The following is a 16,520-nucleotide window of genomic DNA, read 5'->3' on the forward strand; positions in this document are numbered from 1 at the left end:
TCCTTCTATATCCATCCATTAATTATAGTTTATTTCGCGCTTTCTAGGTAGCCGTCTATACGGATTAGGGCGGCAGGTCATCTCTTATTTTATCACCCGTAACCTCTATGGTCAAAAAAAACAAGCCCGCTTACGCGGGCTTATTATCTGGTGTTCCCTTATCAGACAAGCGTCTCTTCATTGGAACGGCTCGCCGGGCGGGATTGGCTCCCGCGGCTGTCGCCGCGGCCATCCGAACGGGAGTCGGAACGCCCGCGATAGTCGCGGTTATCGCGATACCCGCCGCCTTGGCGTCCGCCATCGCGACGGCTGCCGCTGCGGTCTCCGCCACCGCCGTAAGGACGGTCATTGCGGCGTGCGCCGCCTGCCGTGCCATAGGAGCCGGAAGGTCTGCGGCCGTTGGAGCGAATGTCCGGACGACGCTTCTTAGCGCGGATCGGATCCTCAGGAGTCAGGTCGATCTCGACTTCCTTCTTGTCTCCGCCTGTCAGCAGCTTCAGAGCCGATGCCAGCAGATGTACCGAGTCATGCTGCTCCAGCAAGGAGATAGCCAGACCTTTATATTCATTGTGTTCTTCTTTCTCAAGCACTTCCAGCACGCGTTCGGCTGTCAGCTTTTGTTTGCCCTCGATCGCCTCGGCCAGACTCGGCATCGGCTTGCGCGTAATGCGGTGGCGCGTAATCTTCTCGATGAAGTGAAGATGATCGATCTCGCGCGGGGTCACGAAGGAGTAGGCTACCCCTTCTTTGCCCGCACGGCCCGTACGGCCGATCCGGTGAACATAGCTTTCCGGATCTTGCGGAAGGTCAAAGTTGATAACATGCGTTACGCCGGACACGTCCAACCCGCGAGCAGCTACGTCAGTCGCAACGAGCACATCGATGCTGCCGTCGCGGAATTTGCGCATGACATTGTCGCGCTGGTTCTGCGACAGGTCGCCGTGCAGGCCTTCAGCCGTATACCCGCGCTTCTGCAGCGCTTCAGACAGCTCATCGACGCGGCGCTTCGTACGGCCGAAGATAATCGCCAGATCCGGAGACTCCATATCGATCAGGCGGCAGAGAGCTTCGAACTTCTGACGCTCATGCAGCTCGATGTACGCTTGCTCGATCAGCGGCGCGCTGACCTGCTTCGGGATAACCGATACTTGCTCCGGATTTTTCAAGAACTGCTGGGCCAGCCGCTGGATGTTGATAGGCATCGTAGCCGAGAAAAGCATCGTTTGACGCTCGTCGGGAACCAGGCGCAGGATCGACTGGATATCTTCCATAAAGCCCATATCCAGCATTTCATCCGCTTCGTCGAGGATCACGGTCTGCACGTCATCCAGCTTGATCGTTTTGCGGTTAATGTGGTCGAGCAGACGCCCTGGCGTACCGATGATGATCTGCGGTTTTCTGCGAAGACCGCGGATCTGCTTCACAATATCCTGACCGCCGTAGATCGGCAGGGAACGAATACCTTTAAAGCGGCCGAGCTTCTCGATCTCTTCCGCTACCTGGATCGCAAGCTCCCGGGTAGGGCACATAATCAAAGCGACGATGCGCTCTTCTTTAATGTCGATTTTGTTGATCAGAGGAATACCGAATGCCGCAGTCTTCCCTGTTCCCGTCTGTGCCTGACCGATCAAATCGCGGCCTTCCATGGCTACAGGAATGGCTTTATCTTGAATCGGGGTCGACTCTTCAAAGCCCATTTCCGTAATGGCGCGCAATACTTTCGGTTCCAAACCAAATTCACTAAACGTTTTCAAATGATTTCATTCTCCTTTGTACTATGGGTTCTAGATATATATACCCTTAAGTGCGACTCCTATCTTTTCTTAGTTAATCTCTTCATGAGAAACACTTCTCAAGCTGTGTCAATAATGAACAGTCAAGGCCGTACTTAAGAATATCTTTAGTATTATACCACAAGCGGTAAACATATTCCAGAAATGTTCAAATTGAAACCGACGAATGCGAAACCTCGTATATACTACATATATTTTCAGCCAACGTAAAAGGAGCGAAAGCATATGTCCGTTTGGAAAAGAGTCGGGGACATCTGGAGAAGCAACAAGGCGGTGCCGGAGGAAAAGCCCTCGAATCCGCTGGAAGATACAAAGGTTGGCGACATCGTGAACGTGGATCTGGAGGAATACGTCGTTTCCGGCAAAGTGGTATACTATGATCAGGGCTTCGCTCCCCATCGGTATGCTTATTATCTGCAGAACGGCAAACATCTTTCATGCCTGCTTGTGGAAAAAGGACGCACCTACGAATGCTTCGTGTGCGAATTTGTCGAGGGCTCCCTGGATGATCCGGGCGATGTGCCTACGCAGCTTGACCTGGGAGATGGGATCACCTTTGACCTCGAGCATAATCGAAGCGATACGGTCCGCACGGAAGGCCAGACTGATTTTCGCTCTGCAGACCAGGTGCTGATCTGGCGTTATATAGGAGCAGATGACCGTTATTTCTTTCTTCAATGGCAGGACGGCAAGTATGTAGCTCTGGAGGGCTCCAGAACGCCCCCGGGTCTGATCAAGTTCCTGAAAGCCTCCGGCGGCGCGTCCCCTTTGTGATTATTAATTTTATAGCCTATTTCATTACGTCATGCTTGAGCAGGAGGTGATTTCGTACAATGAAACGCATGTCCAAATGGCTGGCCGTGCTGCTCGTCTTTACGCTGCTGGCCGGTTGCGGCGATTCAAGCAACTTTATTAAGGAAAATTATTCGCTCATCGATGTGCAGGGAAACGGGAAAAGCACCGCCAAAATATATGCAGTCCAGGATAAGGATGTCCCGACCGTAGCCAGGGAGCTGGCTAAACAGGAGAAGCCCAAGGAAACAAGCAAGGAATCGGCGGAACGGATGTTCCTTGTTTATGACAACAAAATCATCCATGTCCAGAAAGATCCGGATAACGAAAATTCCACATTGGTTGAATTGGATTCCGTCCAATATGCAAAAGATAACTATGATTCCTCCTTCCTTCAAGGGTATGTGACGGCTACCCTGCTCCAATCGTTGTTCGGAGGCGCCTGGACCGGCAGCAATCGGGGTACGGATTATCGGGGGTACACGTCCAGCAAGCGATACGAAGATTTCGGCAAATATCAGTCAGCCCCTAGCCCGGGATCAGCGGCCTCGCCGTCCAAGACGCCGGCCCAGCAACCGCCGACCACCTCGGATCGCAAGGGTAGCTTTACAACGAGCCCGACGACACCCTCCAAGCCTAGCACGGATACGGGCAGCTCGGTACGGCGCAATGACGGGTCCAAGCCTTCCATCAAAGTTCCGTCATCCGGATCGTCCAAGAAGCCGAGCACCAGCAAGCGGTCCGGTTCCTTTAAAAGAAGATAGCCTCACTCCAGTCAAGCTTTCCGCGTACCCGTGCGGAAAGCTTCTGGCGTTAGCAGCATTTCCTGAGGAGGACTCTCATGGCAAAACTGCAGCGTTCATGGGTCGGCTCCACCTTTATGGTCGCCCTTGGCTCGGTATTGATCGCATCCAGCTTCAACCTGTTTATTATCCCGCATCAATTGCTCAGCGGCGGTCTGTCCGGCATCGCGATGATCGCAGGTTATTTTTCGGGCTTCGATATCTCGTTGCTCTATCTTGTATTTAATTTGCCCGTGTTGATCTGGGGGCTCGTGTCCATTGGCCGGAGGTTCATCGTACTAAGCGCGATCTCGGTCATCCTGACCACCTGGCTTATGCACATCATTCCCGTCATGGCCATCTCGAGCGAGCCCATCATGTCCGGAGTTGCGGGCGGCGTGCTGGTCGGACTTGGGACTGGGATCGCCATGCGATCGGGCGGCTCTAGCGGGGGGATCGATATTATTGCCTCGATCTTAACAAGGAAGCGCGATTTCCCGCTTGGTACCGTATTGTTCGGCTTGAACGGCGGAATCATCCTGATGCTTGGCTACTTTAAGCAGGACTGGGACCCTGCCTTGTACTCCATGCTGTCCATCTTCATCACCGGCAAAGTGATGGATACGATCCATATCCGGCATCTGAAGGTGACCGTATTCATCGTGACCCAGAAGGGCGAGCTGCTGCTAGCCAAGATGCAAAAGCTGCAGCGAGGAGTAACGGTCATACAGACGGAAGGGGCATATACGAAGCGCACTCAGCATATGCTGATGACGGTGACGACGCGCTACGAGTTGGCCGAGCTTCAGCAGCTCATTCGCAAGTGGGACCCGCAGGCCTTTGTGAATGTTACGGAAACGGTCGGCGTCATGGGCCTCTTCCGGCGCAGTTGATTCGGATGGATCAAGTTGGCACCTGCCTGCCACAAATGTCCCGATGTCACTGGCATCAATCTATGCTATAATGATAATCAGCCTTAGTTTCATGCCTTTGCTTTCCCTGCTCTGCCTGTACGGCTCGCAAGTCGCTCCTGATTATACTAGACATCAGACGATGACGGGAAGGGTGATGCTTGTGGAAACGGTGAAGCTGTCAACGATTGTCATGAAATTAACGCCCGAGATGTATCCATTCCTCAAACGCCATGAGCTGGAATCCGAGATCGTGCTCCGCAACGGCCTGGCCGCGCTGGAAACGGAAGACGCCATGGAAATTATTCAATACAGCATTTCCGAGCATCAAAAAGACGTCCGCCTTCATTAAGAAGGGGACGTTTTTTTCTGTGCCGATTCATGAAAGGAATGTTAAGGATTTTGACAAATATAGTCGTAATGGTCCGGCTCAATTTATGGTATGCTAGGAGAAAAAGCGCAACCATACGATGGAGGGATTTTGAATGCAAGCTCTAACTCCTGGGCATCTGATATTGATCGCAGTCGTTCTGCTCTTATTGTTCGGACCCAATAAGCTTCCCGAGCTTGGCCGCGGCTTCGGCAAAATGTTCCGCGAGTTCAAGGACGCGACGAACGGCAACTCCGCCCAGCCCGAAGACAAACCGGCACAGCTTGACGCCCCCAAGCAGGAGCTCGTCTCGCCTATGGATTCTTCCGCTCCAAACGTCAACAAGTAACGGGCCATCCCATTAGGCAAGGCAGCTGCAAACCATCCGGCTTAACCCGCGGGATGGTTTTTTTTGCACCAGTAGGCGTGGGTCCCGAGCAGCAGAACGGCTGCAGCGGCAGCTATGCCTGCGCCCATATAGTACATGGAGGCTCCGCCCAGCCAATCCTTCACAAGACCGCCTCCCAGACCGCCGCCGATCCCAGCAAGACCCAGGAAAACCATCGACAACAGCGACTGGCCCGTCGACTGCAGATGAGCCGGTACGAGCCGGACCACGTATTGGACGGCAGTGATCCAAAACACCGCAAAGGTCACACAGTGGCTGGCTTGCAGCAGCGTCAGGATCAGAGGATCGTCAATCCATCCGAATAACAGCCATCTTAAGGTATAAAGAACGGCCACGACTCCAAGCAAGGCCAGCTCGTGAAACCGCGACAGGTAGCGGCCGAACAAAGCGAAGGTCGGTATCTCGCTGGCGGCGGCGAGTGCCCACGCCCAGCCCACAAGGATGTCCGACCCGCCCAGATCCTTCAGATGAAGCGCGAGCAGCGAATCGTTCATGCGATGCGGCAGCATTAAGAGGAACACGAGGAACAAGAACCAGAGAAACCGCTTATTTCCCAGCAGCTTGGTGAAGTCGGATAAGGACACGACGCTGTCGCCGCCTGATTTCTCATCGCGTACAAGCAGCAGCACGCCCAGTGGAAGAAGCCAGATCAGCCAGTACAGATAAGGCAAGGCTTGCAGCCCGCCGAAAGCCTGAAGAACAAGACCTGACGAAACGGCCATCAGCATATATCCGACTGAGCCCCACATCCGGACCGAGCCGTAGGAGGCGCCCGCCTGGCCCGCTACCCTCAGCGACAGCGAATCCAGCAGAGGCGTAGACGACAGCATGAAGAAATACAGCAGCAGCATGAATACGAAGGCGCTGAAATATCCGCCCGTGCCGAACACGCCTAAGCTGGAGATCACCGTCATCGCCCACAGTGAAAGCAGGATGATTTTCAAAGCCTGGTACCGATCGCTGATATACCCCCACATCGGTTGAGCAAAAATCGTGACGAAGGGCCCGATCATCATCAGCAAGCCGATTTGCGAAGAAGAATACCCTCGTTCACCCAGATAAAGCGGCAGAAAAGGATTAAGCACCCCTGTCGTCGCATAGTATGATAAATTAAGACCGCGAAGTTTCAATAGCTGTTTGTTCATGTCAACCTTCCCTCTTATCATGCTGGGCAAAGTATGAGAAGGAGCTCTTTCTTACCTTGCTCCCGAGATTGTAACACATTTCGGCAAATTTCATCAGACTAATCTACCGAATCCTTCGAGAGTTTATTATAATAGGAGAATGTTTAATAGTTAGAATCACAATCAGCAGGGAGAGACGACGAATATGGAACTCATTCTGGCCGCACTTCTTATGGCCTGGGGCGGCGCAAGCGCCGATCACCCGACTATGACATTCGAACAGGCCGCCCAAGCGGCCATGGACTCCCGCAATGCCGTCGTCCAATCAACGCCGACCGGCGATCCAGCCGACCCTCTGATGCCGACGGTCAAGCTCGATCCTCAGAAGGACGCTCCCCAGGTGAAGGGCGTTTATGTAACGGCTCATAGCGCTGCCGGAGCAAGGATGAGCACGCTGCTGAAGCTCATGGACGATACGGAATTAAATTCCATGGTTATCGATATCAAGGATGACTGGGGTTATATTACGTATAAAACGGACAATGAGAAGCTGCTGGCCATGGAGACGACGAAGAAAATCATCTCCGATATGCCGGGGCTGATGGCGACGCTGAAGGAGCACGAGATTTATCCGATTGCCCGGGTTGTGGTGTTCAAGGATACGGTGCTGGCCGAGAAGCGGCCCGAGCTTTCTTTCGTGAATCCGGACGGCACGGTCTGGGGCAACGGCAAAAATCCTCCGGAGCGGTTTGTGAACCCGTACAAGAAGGAAGTGTGGGACTACAATATCGAGGTCGCCAAGGAAGCGGCCAAAGCAGGCTTCAAGGAAATCCAGTTCGATTACGTGCGGTTCCCCGAAGGCTTCGAGAAGCGCGCCGATACGCTCAAGTATGACAAGGATGAACGATCTCGGATCGACGCCGTCGCCGGCTTCGTGAAGTACGCGCATGAGCAGCTGGCTCCGCTGGGGGTTCGGGTATCCGTCGATATTTTCGGCTATGCGGCTTCTGTGCCGGCAGCGGAGGGGATCGGACAAGACTTCCAGAAAATCTCTCAAAATGTCGACGTGATCTCGCCGATGATCTATCCAAGCCACTACTCTACAGGCTGGTTCGGCTCCAAGGTGCCTGATGCGGCGCCTTACCAGACGATCGCCGGAGCTACCAAGGACACCATGAAAAAACTGGACCCATTGGCGGACTTCAAGCCCGTCGTCAGACCATGGATTCAGGATTTCACCGCTACCTGGGTGCCAGGCCACATTCGGTATGGCAAGCAGCAGATCGAGGATCAGATCCGCGCATTGAAAGACCATGGCGTCGAAGAGTTCTTGCTCTGGAACGCCGTGAACACCTATACGCCGGGTGTGACGTACAAATAACCGGCTCCGCATCGGAAACCCTCGCAACCTTGTTCGAGGACCCGATAAAAAAGCAGCGGCACCTTCATTTCGAAGGGCCGCTGCTTTTCGTTCTTGTTACCATGCCGCTCCAATACGCCACAGCTTTCGTCCTATTCAGGCCCCCTGGCTGGCTGCACAGGGGCTGGACCGGCTAACATTTAGTTTACCGTTCCCTCGAAAACAACGGAGCTCAGCGGCTTGCGCGAATTCGGAATTTCCCGGGCTTGCAGAGCCTCAGGCAGTTCATCCTTGTCGCCTTGATATCCTAGAGCTATGACCGCATGCAGATCGAAGTGATCGGGAACCTGGAGCAGCTGACGCGCCTTATCCCGGTCGAAGCCGCCGATCGCATGACTGATCAAGCCTTTCAGGGATGCTTGCAGAGCCAGATAGCCCCAAGCCGCACCGGCATCAAAGGCATGAGCTCCATTCGGGTCTCCGTTCTCTCTGAGCTTCTCAGAGGCGACAACGATCAGCACCGGTGCTTTGGTCGCCCACAGTTTATTGAAATCGCCAAGGAAGCTGCGGAAAACTTCCAGCTGTTCGTCCGTCTTAGCGACGATAAAACGCCACGGCTGGTCGTTGTAGGAAGAGGGCGCCCAGTGGGCTGCCTCCAATACCGCCTTCAGGTCCTCGCCTGCCACCTTCTGCTCCGAAAAAGCCCGAGGCGACCAGCGATTAAGAAATACGGGCGTTACATCAGCTTCGGACTTGCGGTGTTCGCGTACCGCCTCTGACAATTCAACCAGGTTGGACGTTGCACTCATTTAAAACACACCTTTCTTATATGAATTGTTTGTTTTGATCATAACATCTTCCTCCAAGGTTGGCAAAACAATTTTTCATACGGGCTTCGTCCTACGAAAAAAGCAGCCGGGTTATCGGCTGCTAGACTTTCTTGGCACACCGAGATCGGGAAGCTGCCAATCGATCGGTTCGGAGCCGATGCTTTCCAGGAAAGCATTGGTTTGCGAATACGGCTTGCTTCCAAAAAATCCGCGATGAGAGGAAAGCGGGCTCGGATGCACGCTGAGTAGGATACGATGTTGCGCCCGGGTAATGAATTGGCCTTTCGACTGCGCATGGCTTCCCCACAGTATAAATACGATCGGCTTCTCCCGGTCGTTCAGCAAAGAGATGATGCGGTCCGTAAACCGCTCCCAGCCGTGACCCTTATGGGAGTTGGCCGCCCCCTCCCTCACCGTTAGCACGGTATTCAACAGCAGCACACCTTGGTCGGCCCATGGAATTAAGTACCCATTGTCCGGCAGCCGGCACCCGAGGTCGTCCCGCAGCTCCTTCAGCATATTCTGAAGCGAGGGAGGAGTCGGTACGCCCGGCTTGACGGAAAAGCTTAGCCCATGAGCCTGTCCGGGTCCGTGATAAGGATCTTGCCCGAGAATAACCGCTTTTACATCGTGATAAGCCGTATGGCGAAGTGCATTAAAAATATCGTGCATATCCGGATAAATCGTCCTCGAAGCATACTCTTGTTTCAGAAACTCGCGCAATTCGAGATAATAAGGCTGCTGAAATTCCCCTTCCAACAGCTCCTCCCAGTCATTTCCCAAGTTCACCGCCACCATGTCCCTCTCCCTTTCCTTGCTTTACGAACGAAGCAGCCCCGTCATTTTGATGAAATAGTCTACCGTCCGCAAAATACGCTCACGGGTTTTCGCATCCTCCGGCTCGCCTTCGGCTGTAAATTGGCGCTGGGCGCCCCCGATCGATATCCATTCCGGGCAGTTGATTCCGTGCACATTGCGCACTATCGTTTGCAACTGCTGCAGGGAGCTGACGCCTACCGCTCCTCCTGCCGATGACACCGACAGAACCGGCTTGCCATCGAATTGATCGAAACCGGCAAAATCCAACGCGTTTTTTAAAACACCCGATAAGCTTCCATGATACTCCGGCGTTGCCAGGACGATCGCATCCGCCCGGTTCAGGCATGCCTTCCAAGCCTCCACAGGCTCGCTCACCTGCTCATCGTCGCTGCAATAGAACGGAAGAGGTCTTTCGTACAAGTCGTACAGCTCCACCTGTGCGCCTTTCGAGGTCAATACCTCCGCTATATACCGGCATAGCTTGGTACTCGTCGCCTCCCGCCGGTTGCTGCCGGCCACAATCGCGATGTTCATCTTCTATGTACCTCCTAATTAGCTTCATATGTGCATCCTATCCGGCACTTCACCGGTCCCCTTAACTGCACTCCAATCCTACCGAAAACCGGATCGGTTGGCAAGCATTCCTATCGAATTGAGAAGTTTGCGAGCCTTAAGTTGCAGCGCTTTCTTCCCATCACGTACAATAGAAGGAACAGCTAGGGCCATAGCCCTTCCCGGTTCAAAAAGGAGGAGACATCGATGCTGGCTACCGGCACGCCCGCCCCCGGCTTTACGGCTGAAAGCACGCGGGGGACCATCCAGATGGAGCAGTATCTCGGCAAGCAGCCGATCGTGCTTATCTTCTACCCAAAGGATGAGACGCCGATCTGCACGAAGCAGCTATGCGCCGTTCGCGATTCCAAAGCCCAGTATGCCGAATTCGATACGCTCGTACTGGGTATTAATCCTGGTTCGCTGGAAGACCATCTGGCGTTCTCCCGTAAGTTCCAGTATGATTTTCCGTTGATCTCCGACGCCGACCAGACCATTCGCAGCGCCTATGACGTCGGCGAAACGTTATGGGGGCTGCTAGGTCAGCAGCGGGTCGTCTACGTGATCGGCCGGGACGGCCGAATCGTCCACGCGGCCAAAGGCAATCGCCCGACCTCCGAGCTGCTGGATGCCTTGCGGAAGTCGGAACGGGCCTAAGTAGAGGAAAATCAAGCAGTTCGCTCCTAACAAAAACGGAACCCTCGCGCAAAGAGGGTTCCGTTTTTGCTATCTGGCGCTGCAGGCACCCGGCTTATTGCGATAAGCGCTTGGCCAGCTCGTACAGCTCCATATTAAATTCTTTCTTCGTGCTGATTACTTTATCCATATCCGTCAATACTAGCTCGCCCTTCATAATTCCGCAGCCCTTGCCGGATTCTCCCTCGATCAGCTTGCGTACCGCGAAGTCGCCCAGGTTGCTGGCCAGTATACGGTCGTTATGCGTCGGAGCTCCGCCGCGTTGAATATGTCCGAGTACCGTAACACGAGGCTCGATGCCATTGCGTGCCGTAATGCCATTGGCGATCTCCTCGCCTTTGCCGACGCCCTCGGCGACGATCACGATACTGTGACGCTTGCCCAGCGCGAAATTTTCGGACATCCGGGTCGCTATCTCATCAAGATCGAACGGCACCTCCGGAACGAGGATCGTCTCCGCCCCGCTGGCCAATCCCGCATACAAGGCGATATCGCCGCAGTGACGTCCCATCACCTCTACGACCGAGGAACGCTCGTGCGAGCTCATCGTATCGCGAATTTTGTTGATGGCATCCACGACGATGCTTACAGCTGTATCGAAGCCGATCGTCAGATCGGTGAACGGAATGTCGTTGTCGATCGTGCCGGGCAGCCCCATCGTTTTGATGCCGAGCTTGCTCAGCTTATTTGCGCCCTGATAAGAGCCGTCCCCGCCGATGACCACCAGGCCGTCAATGCCCCGTTTGCGGAGGTTTTCGGCTCCCAGCTGCTGGCCTTCAGCCGTCGTAAACTCCTTACATCGCGCCGTTTGCAGAATCGTACCGCCCCGCTGGATGATGTCCCCTACGCTTCGCAGATCCATCTCCCGGATATCGTCATTGATCAGTCCTGCGAATCCGCGTTGGACCGCGAACACCTCTAGTCCGTGATACAACCCGCTTCTCACTACCGCCCGGACCGCTGCGTTCATCCCTTGCGAGTCGCCGCCGCTCGTTAATACGGCTATTTTTTTTACTGTCATGAATGTTTCCTCCTTAACTTCGTTGCCTTGTCTCTATAGCTAGCTTCCGAGCCGCTGCTGCAAGCCTGAACAGCTTCGGAAGCCTGGTGAACTCATTTCGTCCCCCGGTCGTTCAAGTCGTTCTGCGAATCCAAACGCTGTTAACCAGGAAGAAAAGACGCATCCAGGGGCTGCCCTTCATCAGACGGCGGGATATCCGCTTGACCTCCTGCTGCCTGCTGACCTTCGGGTCGGACAAATACAAAGCCAGCAGCCCCTCAATAATCATGCGGTGAAAGTCCGAATGCTCGAGGGTATCCGACTTGCGCCTGGCCTCTTCAACAATCAAGGCAATCCGGTCCACCGTCGCATCCATATCCTCGTAATAGCTGCAGAAGTTCAGGTCGCCGCCCGCCCTGTCTTCCTCCTGGTCGATCAAATAATCAAGCAGGATGTGCAGCCCGCATATATACGGGAAATAAGCTTCCCGAATTGCTGCCGCCGTCTCCGTCCGCAGCCCGGTCCTTGAAGCGGCAAGAAACAGCATGAACACCCCAAGCGTCGAACCCGTTGCCGCGGCAAACTCATTCCATTGTATGGCGGGAAACTGTTCCTTGTGTGCATTCCACCAGGTGAGCAGCGCCTCCTCGCGGAGATCCTTGCGAATATGCTTGTATACCTGCAGATCCGCATATAAGCTGACCAGTTCGCGAACCGAAGCGGCGACAAGCGGGTAAGAAGGCAGCATCCGGATCGACGCCTGACAGGTCTTTACAAGATCGTTCAGGTAGCCTGCATCCTCGCGTTCCTCGCGGAACTCATAGTAATCGTGAAGAGGCTCAGCGGGGTCCACGGCATCCAACATCGACTGATGCAGCCGGCGAAAATCATCCGGGTCGAGCGAAGTGCTGCGGTCGCACAGGTTGTCCAGATAATCGCTGATCGTCTGGAAGGCTACGATCAGCGGGATGAGCATATGCCGCATGGAGGGATTGGCCGCCGCATACACGGCTCCTCCAATGCAGTGAAACTCTTTGCTTGTCATGCTGTCGATAGCCTGCTTGCGCAATTCCGCATCCGGCATCTCATCCGCTCGCCCGCGCCAATAACGGAGCTGCTCGCGGACCTCTGGCAGCACGTAGCGGTATACCCGGGCAATCAAAGAGAAAGGTCCCCGCGGGACAGCAGCGTTTGGTTTAAGGGGACTCAAACCAACGTCCTCCCCCGCCGCTTTGCGTGTAGCAATGCTGGAGCAGGAGGTGCATTTCTTCCCGCTGCAGATCCATCAGCCATTGCTCCGCGCGTTCATTGCGCAGTTTAGTCACCTGCAACTCGACCAGTTCGTTGAATCCGGCAGCAGAGAAGCCGCCGCCGCCCGCCCAGTCCGCAAGCAGCCGGGCAAACGATGCGCTGCCGAATCCGTCCGTACCGGCTTCCGCCAGCTTTTCCCGAACCCGGCTGTTCCATGCCTCCTGCACCGGATGCCCGCCGGCCATCCGAAACCAGTACGCCGCATTGGAGTAATCCCCCTCCATGCGGTGCATGATCCCGTGCCAGTAGCTGCCTTCCCTTGTATGGATCTCTTGCGACAGCTCATGCGACTCGTCCAGACTTTCGTTAAGCAGCAGCAGCCCGGCTTTGACGGCCAGCGCATAGCTGCGGCGTTCGCCGGCAAACCCGTCGACAGAAAGCTTGGCTATCTTCAGGCTAATCAAATCGTCCAGCTCTTCAGCCGGATATAAGGAAGGCCGATGGCTCGCAAGCTGCGCGGCGATCCGGCCGAAGCTATCACTCCAACTCAAAGTCCCAACCCCCTGCTACCGCTTCTTATAGTCCTTGCCCGCTCCTAGTGATGGGCTGCTCTGGCATCCATATCCTGGTTAACCCGGAACCAGAGATGCAGCTCGTTAATCGTGCTGGCCAGATCGGCGATCTCGCTATTCAATCGGCAGGAGGTAACGAAGTCATCCTCTACGTTCAACTGCTCCTGCTTGAAAATAATGACCCGCTCAATCTGCTTGACCCGATCCGGGATGGTGCCGCGTATCTCTTCCCAGCGAAGCAGGATAGCTGCCTGCTCCGAATCCGTATAGGTCTCGAAGTCCCTGGGGAGCTGCGGCAGCGGTATGCCAAGCCGTTCGTCCCACACAAAAACATCGGTCATGCGGATGCACCACCTTTTCTCGCTATTCAATCTGAGTACTGCCAAAGGCGCGCACGCTTTTCTACTAATGTAACAGAAACGGGTCCTTCGTTCCAGTGCTGAGTCAAATTTTTCTCCCCCCTCTTCTGTCGGTTCATGCTATAATGTGAGAACTGTGTGAAAAGAGGGACCGCTATGAGTGAACAGCATCAACGCATATCGTTCAGACAACTGCTCGCTTTCTTCTTGCCGCTCGGCATCTCGGCGAGTCTCGTCACCATTTCTCATGTCATCATCAACAGTACGCTCGCACGTTCCGAGCACCCTGAGATCATCATCGCCAGCTACGCGCTTCCCATGAGCATTCTCGGCATTACGGAAAGACCCGCCGTGCTGCTGCGGCAGACATGCTCGGCCCTGGTCCGCGACCGCGTCTCCTTCCGGGCGATGTCGATCGTCAGCCTTTACGTGCTGGGCTCCATATTCGCCATCGGTCTTGCAATCAGCTATTCCCCCGTCGGCCCCTGGCTGTTCACCGGCGTGTTCGGCGCTGACGAGAGCATGATCGGTCCCATGATGGACGTCTTCCGTATCTTGATGTTCGTCAGCATCTTCTCGGGAATCCGCTGCTTGTTCCACGGGGTCATTATTTCCAATATGCGCACCAAGTGGCTGACCATCGGCATGGGAATCCGGCTGCTGGGCATGTATCTGGTCTCGCTGTACTTCATCCATACCGGGGTTACCAGCGGCGCGGTCGGAGCGATTATTTTCCTGGTCGGCATGGTCATTGAGGCGATCGTGAGCGTCTGGGAAGGAAGGTCGATTCTGAAGCGGCATATCCCGGAGAAAAAACCGGAGCATCCCATCGTCCGTCCCGCACAAATATTCGGCTTCTATAAGCCCCTTCTGTACTCGTCGGTTATTGCGATAATCGCGTCTCCGTCGATCAATGCATTTCTCGGGAAAACGAGCGATATTCAGCTGTCGGTCGCAGCGTTCGCCATTGCGGCCAGCCTGACGACTCTGGTCACAAGCTTCTTCTCCTACATCCACCAGATCGTCTTGAATTTCTATCGCAAGGATGCGGCGACGGTCGTTCGCTTCGCCATCATGGTATCGCTGGTTCCGACCCTGCTGCTTGCGCTGCTCTCCTATACCTCTGTCGGACCCTGGTTCATGGAGCATGTCATGGGCGTGAACGAACGGCTCATGCACGCAAGCCTCTCGACGCTGCGCGTCTTCATGCTGCTGACCTTGATCTTTCCGTGGCTGGACTTCGGCAACGGCCTGCTCATGCTTCGCAGCCAGACGAAAACCATGGTATGGTCGCAAGCTGCAAACGTGTGCACGACCCTTGTGGTCCTCCTGTCCTGCGTGCTGACTGTACCTTACTGGAACGGCATGGTAGGCGCGCTGGCCCAGTCTCTGGGCGTGGTCGCCGAAGCTTCCGTCGTCTGGCTGATCCTGCGGGCCGCTAGGCGCTCCGGACTGGATCCAGCCGCTCTCGGACCGCGCAAGACAGAGAATCCAACGAAAGAATCGAGTGAAGCATAATGCAATCAGAAGAGCCCACCAGCCCGCGCGAGGACATGACGCTCCGCGGGTTTACCTTTTCCTTTTTTACGATGACGGCCATTATCGCCTCCTACTTCCCGCTTTACTTTCAATATAAAGGCTATTCCACCGTTCAGATCGGCTTGCTCTATTCCGTCGGTCCGTTGATCGGGATCGTCTCGAACCTGTTCTGGGGGCTGATGAGCGATAAATACCAGACCGTGAAGAAAGTCTTGCTGCTCATTCTGCTCGGGCAGCTGTTCGTAGCCTTCTTCATGTTCCGGGTCGATGGCTTCGCGCTGCTGATGGTGCTGATGGCCGGATTTTTCTTTTTCCAGCAGCCGATGACCTCGCTGAATGACAGTCTGGTACTGCTCACGGTAAGCGGCACGAAAAAAAGCTATGCCTCCTTCCGCGTCTGGGGCTCGATCGGGTTCGCAACGGCCGCTCTCGTGTTCGGGGAGCTGCTCCGCACCTTCGGTGCAGGCGTAACCCCCCTGCTCGCGCTAGGGTCGATCATCCTTTCGCTGGGATTAGCGTCCATGCTGCGCGATGCCCGCGACCCTCAGTTCAAGCGGCCGGACTTTTCCGGATTCGTGCCGATCATCATGTCGCGTCCGTTCCTTGCCTTTCTGGTCACCCTGCTGATCGTATCTACGGCCCACCGCATGAATGACGGTTTTCTGGCGCTCTACTTGCAGAAGCTGGGGGCCAGCCCTTCGGTCGTCGGTTGGTCCTGGATGGCATCGGCGATTAGCGAGATCCCGATCTTTTTTCTGCTTAGCAAATACGGACACCGCTACAAGGAGCTGCCGCTGCTGGCCGTCTGCAGCCTTGTCTATGCCATTCGCTTCTTGCTGATGACCTTCGTCGAAAATCCGCTGTGGGCGATCGCCATCCAACTGATGCATTCCGTTTCCTTCGGCATCTTTCTGTTCACAGCCATCCGCTACATCCAAAGCGCTATCCCGGATCAATATAGAGCGAGCGGCCAGGCCATCTTCGCTATGACCTGGTCGGGTCTGGCCGGACTGATCAGCGGAACGCTCGGCGGCTGGATCTTCAACACATGGAGTCCGCAGGCCATGTACGGCACCGCCTCTGCGCTTGCCTTCGTCGCTCTGCTCGGCTTTCTGGTACTTCATGCCCGGCAGTCGGGACCCCGAGGCGCCGACGATTTTCAGGCTTAGCCGGTCGAATACGTCACCCGTGCAGGGTTTCTGTCCCGTCATTCGTCTTACTCTGTGGAGAGGAATGGGCTGGGACTTTTTTACTTTGCCCGGCGGCGAAGTCTTAATTTTTTCTTAACGATTCCTATTTCTTGCAACTTCGACGAATTTCGCCCGTCTTTACTTGAAGCACCATATTTCGCACGATACGGA

The 16,520-nt window shown here is 55.0% G+C and carries 18 protein-coding genes; 9 read left to right on the forward strand and 9 right to left on the reverse strand.

Annotated features, from left to right (window positions below; all coding sequences use genetic code 11):
• Positions 1-161: 161 nt before the first annotated feature.
• Positions 162-1,754, reverse strand: coding sequence for a DEAD/DEAH box helicase (locus GSF01_RS01860; RefSeq protein WP_159881332.1), 1,593 nt, complete (start codon positions 1,752-1,754; stop codon positions 162-164).
• Between the two features lie 264 nt (positions 1,755-2,018).
• Between GSF01_RS01860 and GSF01_RS01865 the strand changes: the two genes are divergently transcribed.
• The 5 genes from GSF01_RS01865 to tatA all read left to right on the forward strand — a co-directional run bounded on the left by GSF01_RS01865 (position 2,019) and on the right by tatA (position 4,997).
• Complete coding sequence (locus tag GSF01_RS01865) at positions 2,019-2,567, forward strand: DUF4178 domain-containing protein (RefSeq protein WP_159881333.1); 549 nt, start codon at positions 2,019-2,021, stop codon at positions 2,565-2,567.
• A 59-nt stretch (positions 2,568-2,626) separates the two neighbouring features.
• A complete protein-coding gene (locus GSF01_RS01870) occupies positions 2,627-3,349 on the forward strand; it encodes a DUF4247 domain-containing protein (RefSeq protein ID WP_159881334.1) in 723 nt (240 codons plus the stop codon).
• A 77-nt stretch (positions 3,350-3,426) separates the two neighbouring features.
• Positions 3,427-4,260, forward strand: coding sequence for a YitT family protein (locus GSF01_RS01875; protein ID WP_159881335.1), 834 nt, complete (start codon positions 3,427-3,429; stop codon positions 4,258-4,260).
• A 175-nt stretch (positions 4,261-4,435) separates the two neighbouring features.
• Entirely contained in the window at positions 4,436-4,630 is a 195-nt protein-coding gene (locus GSF01_RS01880) for a hypothetical protein (RefSeq protein WP_159881611.1), read from the forward strand.
• A gap of 133 nt (positions 4,631-4,763) precedes the next feature.
• Positions 4,764-4,997: a twin-arginine translocase TatA/TatE family subunit gene (tatA, locus tag GSF01_RS01885; protein ID WP_159881336.1), complete on the forward strand. Its 234-nt coding sequence runs from the start codon at positions 4,764-4,766 to the stop codon at positions 4,995-4,997.
• 41 nt (positions 4,998-5,038) lie between these two features.
• Here tatA and GSF01_RS01890 read toward each other — a convergent pair whose 3' ends face one another.
• Positions 5,039-6,202, reverse strand: a complete 1,164-nt coding sequence (locus tag GSF01_RS01890) for an MFS transporter (protein WP_159881337.1) — start codon at positions 6,200-6,202, stop codon at positions 5,039-5,041.
• 184 nt (positions 6,203-6,386) lie between these two features.
• On the opposite strand from GSF01_RS01890, the gene GSF01_RS01895 reads away from it, so the two are divergent.
• Positions 6,387-7,562 (forward strand): putative glycoside hydrolase, encoded by a 1,176-nt coding sequence (locus tag GSF01_RS01895; RefSeq protein ID WP_159881338.1) that lies wholly within the window; start codon positions 6,387-6,389, stop codon positions 7,560-7,562.
• 179 nt (positions 7,563-7,741) lie between these two features.
• Here GSF01_RS01895 and GSF01_RS01900 read toward each other — a convergent pair whose 3' ends face one another.
• The 3 genes from GSF01_RS01900 to GSF01_RS01910 all read right to left on the reverse strand — a co-directional run bounded on the left by GSF01_RS01900 (position 7,742) and on the right by GSF01_RS01910 (position 9,724).
• Positions 7,742-8,350: a nitroreductase family protein gene (locus GSF01_RS01900; protein WP_159881339.1), complete on the reverse strand. Its 609-nt coding sequence runs from the start codon at positions 8,348-8,350 to the stop codon at positions 7,742-7,744.
• 111 nt (positions 8,351-8,461) lie between these two features.
• Positions 8,462-9,169 (reverse strand): uracil-DNA glycosylase, encoded by a 708-nt coding sequence (locus GSF01_RS01905; RefSeq protein WP_159881340.1) that lies wholly within the window; start codon positions 9,167-9,169, stop codon positions 8,462-8,464.
• A 21-nt stretch (positions 9,170-9,190) separates the two neighbouring features.
• Positions 9,191-9,724 (reverse strand): NADPH-dependent FMN reductase, encoded by a 534-nt coding sequence (locus GSF01_RS01910; RefSeq protein ID WP_159881341.1) that lies wholly within the window; start codon positions 9,722-9,724, stop codon positions 9,191-9,193.
• A gap of 225 nt (positions 9,725-9,949) precedes the next feature.
• Here GSF01_RS01910 and GSF01_RS01915 point away from each other — a divergent pair, with 225 nt between their 5' ends.
• Positions 9,950-10,399, forward strand: coding sequence for a peroxiredoxin (locus GSF01_RS01915; RefSeq protein WP_159881342.1), 450 nt, complete (start codon positions 9,950-9,952; stop codon positions 10,397-10,399).
• A gap of 94 nt (positions 10,400-10,493) precedes the next feature.
• Here the strand turns inward: GSF01_RS01915 and pfkA are convergent, their stop codons facing one another.
• The 4 genes from pfkA to GSF01_RS01935 form a co-directional block, all read right to left on the reverse strand.
• Positions 10,494-11,459: a 6-phosphofructokinase gene (pfkA, locus tag GSF01_RS01920; RefSeq protein WP_159881343.1), complete on the reverse strand. Its 966-nt coding sequence runs from the start codon at positions 11,457-11,459 to the stop codon at positions 10,494-10,496.
• A 112-nt stretch (positions 11,460-11,571) separates the two neighbouring features.
• A complete protein-coding gene (locus GSF01_RS01925; protein WP_235941223.1) occupies positions 11,572-12,648 on the reverse strand; it encodes a tetraprenyl-beta-curcumene synthase family protein in 1,077 nt (358 codons plus the stop codon).
• Positions 12,635-13,240 carry a hypothetical protein gene (locus tag GSF01_RS01930; protein ID WP_159881344.1) on the reverse strand — a complete coding sequence of 202 codons (606 nt, stop codon included), beginning with the start codon at positions 13,238-13,240 and terminating at the stop codon, positions 12,635-12,637. The genes GSF01_RS01925 and GSF01_RS01930 overlap by 14 nt, the downstream gene beginning before the upstream one ends.
• 44 nt (positions 13,241-13,284) lie before the next feature.
• Positions 13,285-13,602, reverse strand: coding sequence for a hypothetical protein (locus GSF01_RS01935; protein WP_159881345.1), 318 nt, complete (start codon positions 13,600-13,602; stop codon positions 13,285-13,287).
• A 174-nt stretch (positions 13,603-13,776) separates the two neighbouring features.
• Here GSF01_RS01935 and GSF01_RS01940 point away from each other — a divergent pair, with 174 nt between their 5' ends.
• Together GSF01_RS01940 and GSF01_RS01945 are read left to right on the forward strand one after the other, a co-directional pair.
• Positions 13,777-15,138 carry a multi antimicrobial extrusion protein MatE gene (locus GSF01_RS01940; RefSeq protein ID WP_159881346.1) on the forward strand — a complete coding sequence of 454 codons (1,362 nt, stop codon included), beginning with the start codon at positions 13,777-13,779 and terminating at the stop codon, positions 15,136-15,138.
• A complete protein-coding gene (locus GSF01_RS01945) occupies positions 15,138-16,328 on the forward strand; it encodes an MFS transporter (protein ID WP_159881347.1) in 1,191 nt (396 codons plus the stop codon). The genes GSF01_RS01940 and GSF01_RS01945 overlap by 1 nt, the downstream gene beginning before the upstream one ends.
• Positions 16,329-16,520: the final 192 nt, after the last annotated feature.

Source organism: Paenibacillus puerhi, assembly GCF_009846885.1.
Taxonomy (GTDB): Bacteria; Bacillota; Bacilli; order Paenibacillales; family NBRC-103111; genus Paenibacillus_G; species Paenibacillus_G puerhi.

What these genes read in the sequence shown, in the direction of transcription:
- GSF01_RS01865 (WP_159881333.1), top strand. Translation starts at nt 2,019, where the DNA reads ATGTCCGTTTGGAAAAGAGTCGGGGACATCTGGAGAAGCAACAAGGCG.
- GSF01_RS01870 (WP_159881334.1), top strand. Translation starts at nt 2,627, where the DNA reads ATGAAACGCATGTCCAAATGGCTGGCCGTGCTGCTCGTCTTTACGCTG.
- GSF01_RS01875 (WP_159881335.1), top strand. Translation starts at nt 3,427, where the DNA reads ATGGCAAAACTGCAGCGTTCATGGGTCGGCTCCACCTTTATGGTCGCC.
- GSF01_RS01880 (WP_159881611.1), top strand. Translation starts at nt 4,436, where the DNA reads ATGCTTGTGGAAACGGTGAAGCTGTCAACGATTGTCATGAAATTAACG.
- tatA (WP_159881336.1), top strand. Translation starts at nt 4,764, where the DNA reads ATGCAAGCTCTAACTCCTGGGCATCTGATATTGATCGCAGTCGTTCTG.
- GSF01_RS01890 (WP_159881337.1), bottom strand. Translation starts at nt 6,202, where the DNA reads ATGAACAAACAGCTATTGAAACTTCGCGGTCTTAATTTATCATACTAT.
- GSF01_RS01895 (WP_159881338.1), top strand. Translation starts at nt 6,387, where the DNA reads ATGGAACTCATTCTGGCCGCACTTCTTATGGCCTGGGGCGGCGCAAGC.
- GSF01_RS01900 (WP_159881339.1), bottom strand. Translation starts at nt 8,350, where the DNA reads ATGAGTGCAACGTCCAACCTGGTTGAATTGTCAGAGGCGGTACGCGAA.
- GSF01_RS01905 (WP_159881340.1), bottom strand. Translation starts at nt 9,169, where the DNA reads ATGGTGGCGGTGAACTTGGGAAATGACTGGGAGGAGCTGTTGGAAGGG.
- GSF01_RS01910 (WP_159881341.1), bottom strand. Translation starts at nt 9,724, where the DNA reads ATGAACATCGCGATTGTGGCCGGCAGCAACCGGCGGGAGGCGACGAGT.
- GSF01_RS01915 (WP_159881342.1), top strand. Translation starts at nt 9,950, where the DNA reads ATGCTGGCTACCGGCACGCCCGCCCCCGGCTTTACGGCTGAAAGCACG.
- pfkA (WP_159881343.1), bottom strand. Translation starts at nt 11,459, where the DNA reads ATGACAGTAAAAAAAATAGCCGTATTAACGAGCGGCGGCGACTCGCAA.
- GSF01_RS01935 (WP_159881345.1), bottom strand. Translation starts at nt 13,602, where the DNA reads ATGACCGATGTTTTTGTGTGGGACGAACGGCTTGGCATACCGCTGCCG.
- GSF01_RS01940 (WP_159881346.1), top strand. Translation starts at nt 13,777, where the DNA reads ATGAGTGAACAGCATCAACGCATATCGTTCAGACAACTGCTCGCTTTC.
- GSF01_RS01945 (WP_159881347.1), top strand. Translation starts at nt 15,138, where the DNA reads ATGCAATCAGAAGAGCCCACCAGCCCGCGCGAGGACATGACGCTCCGC.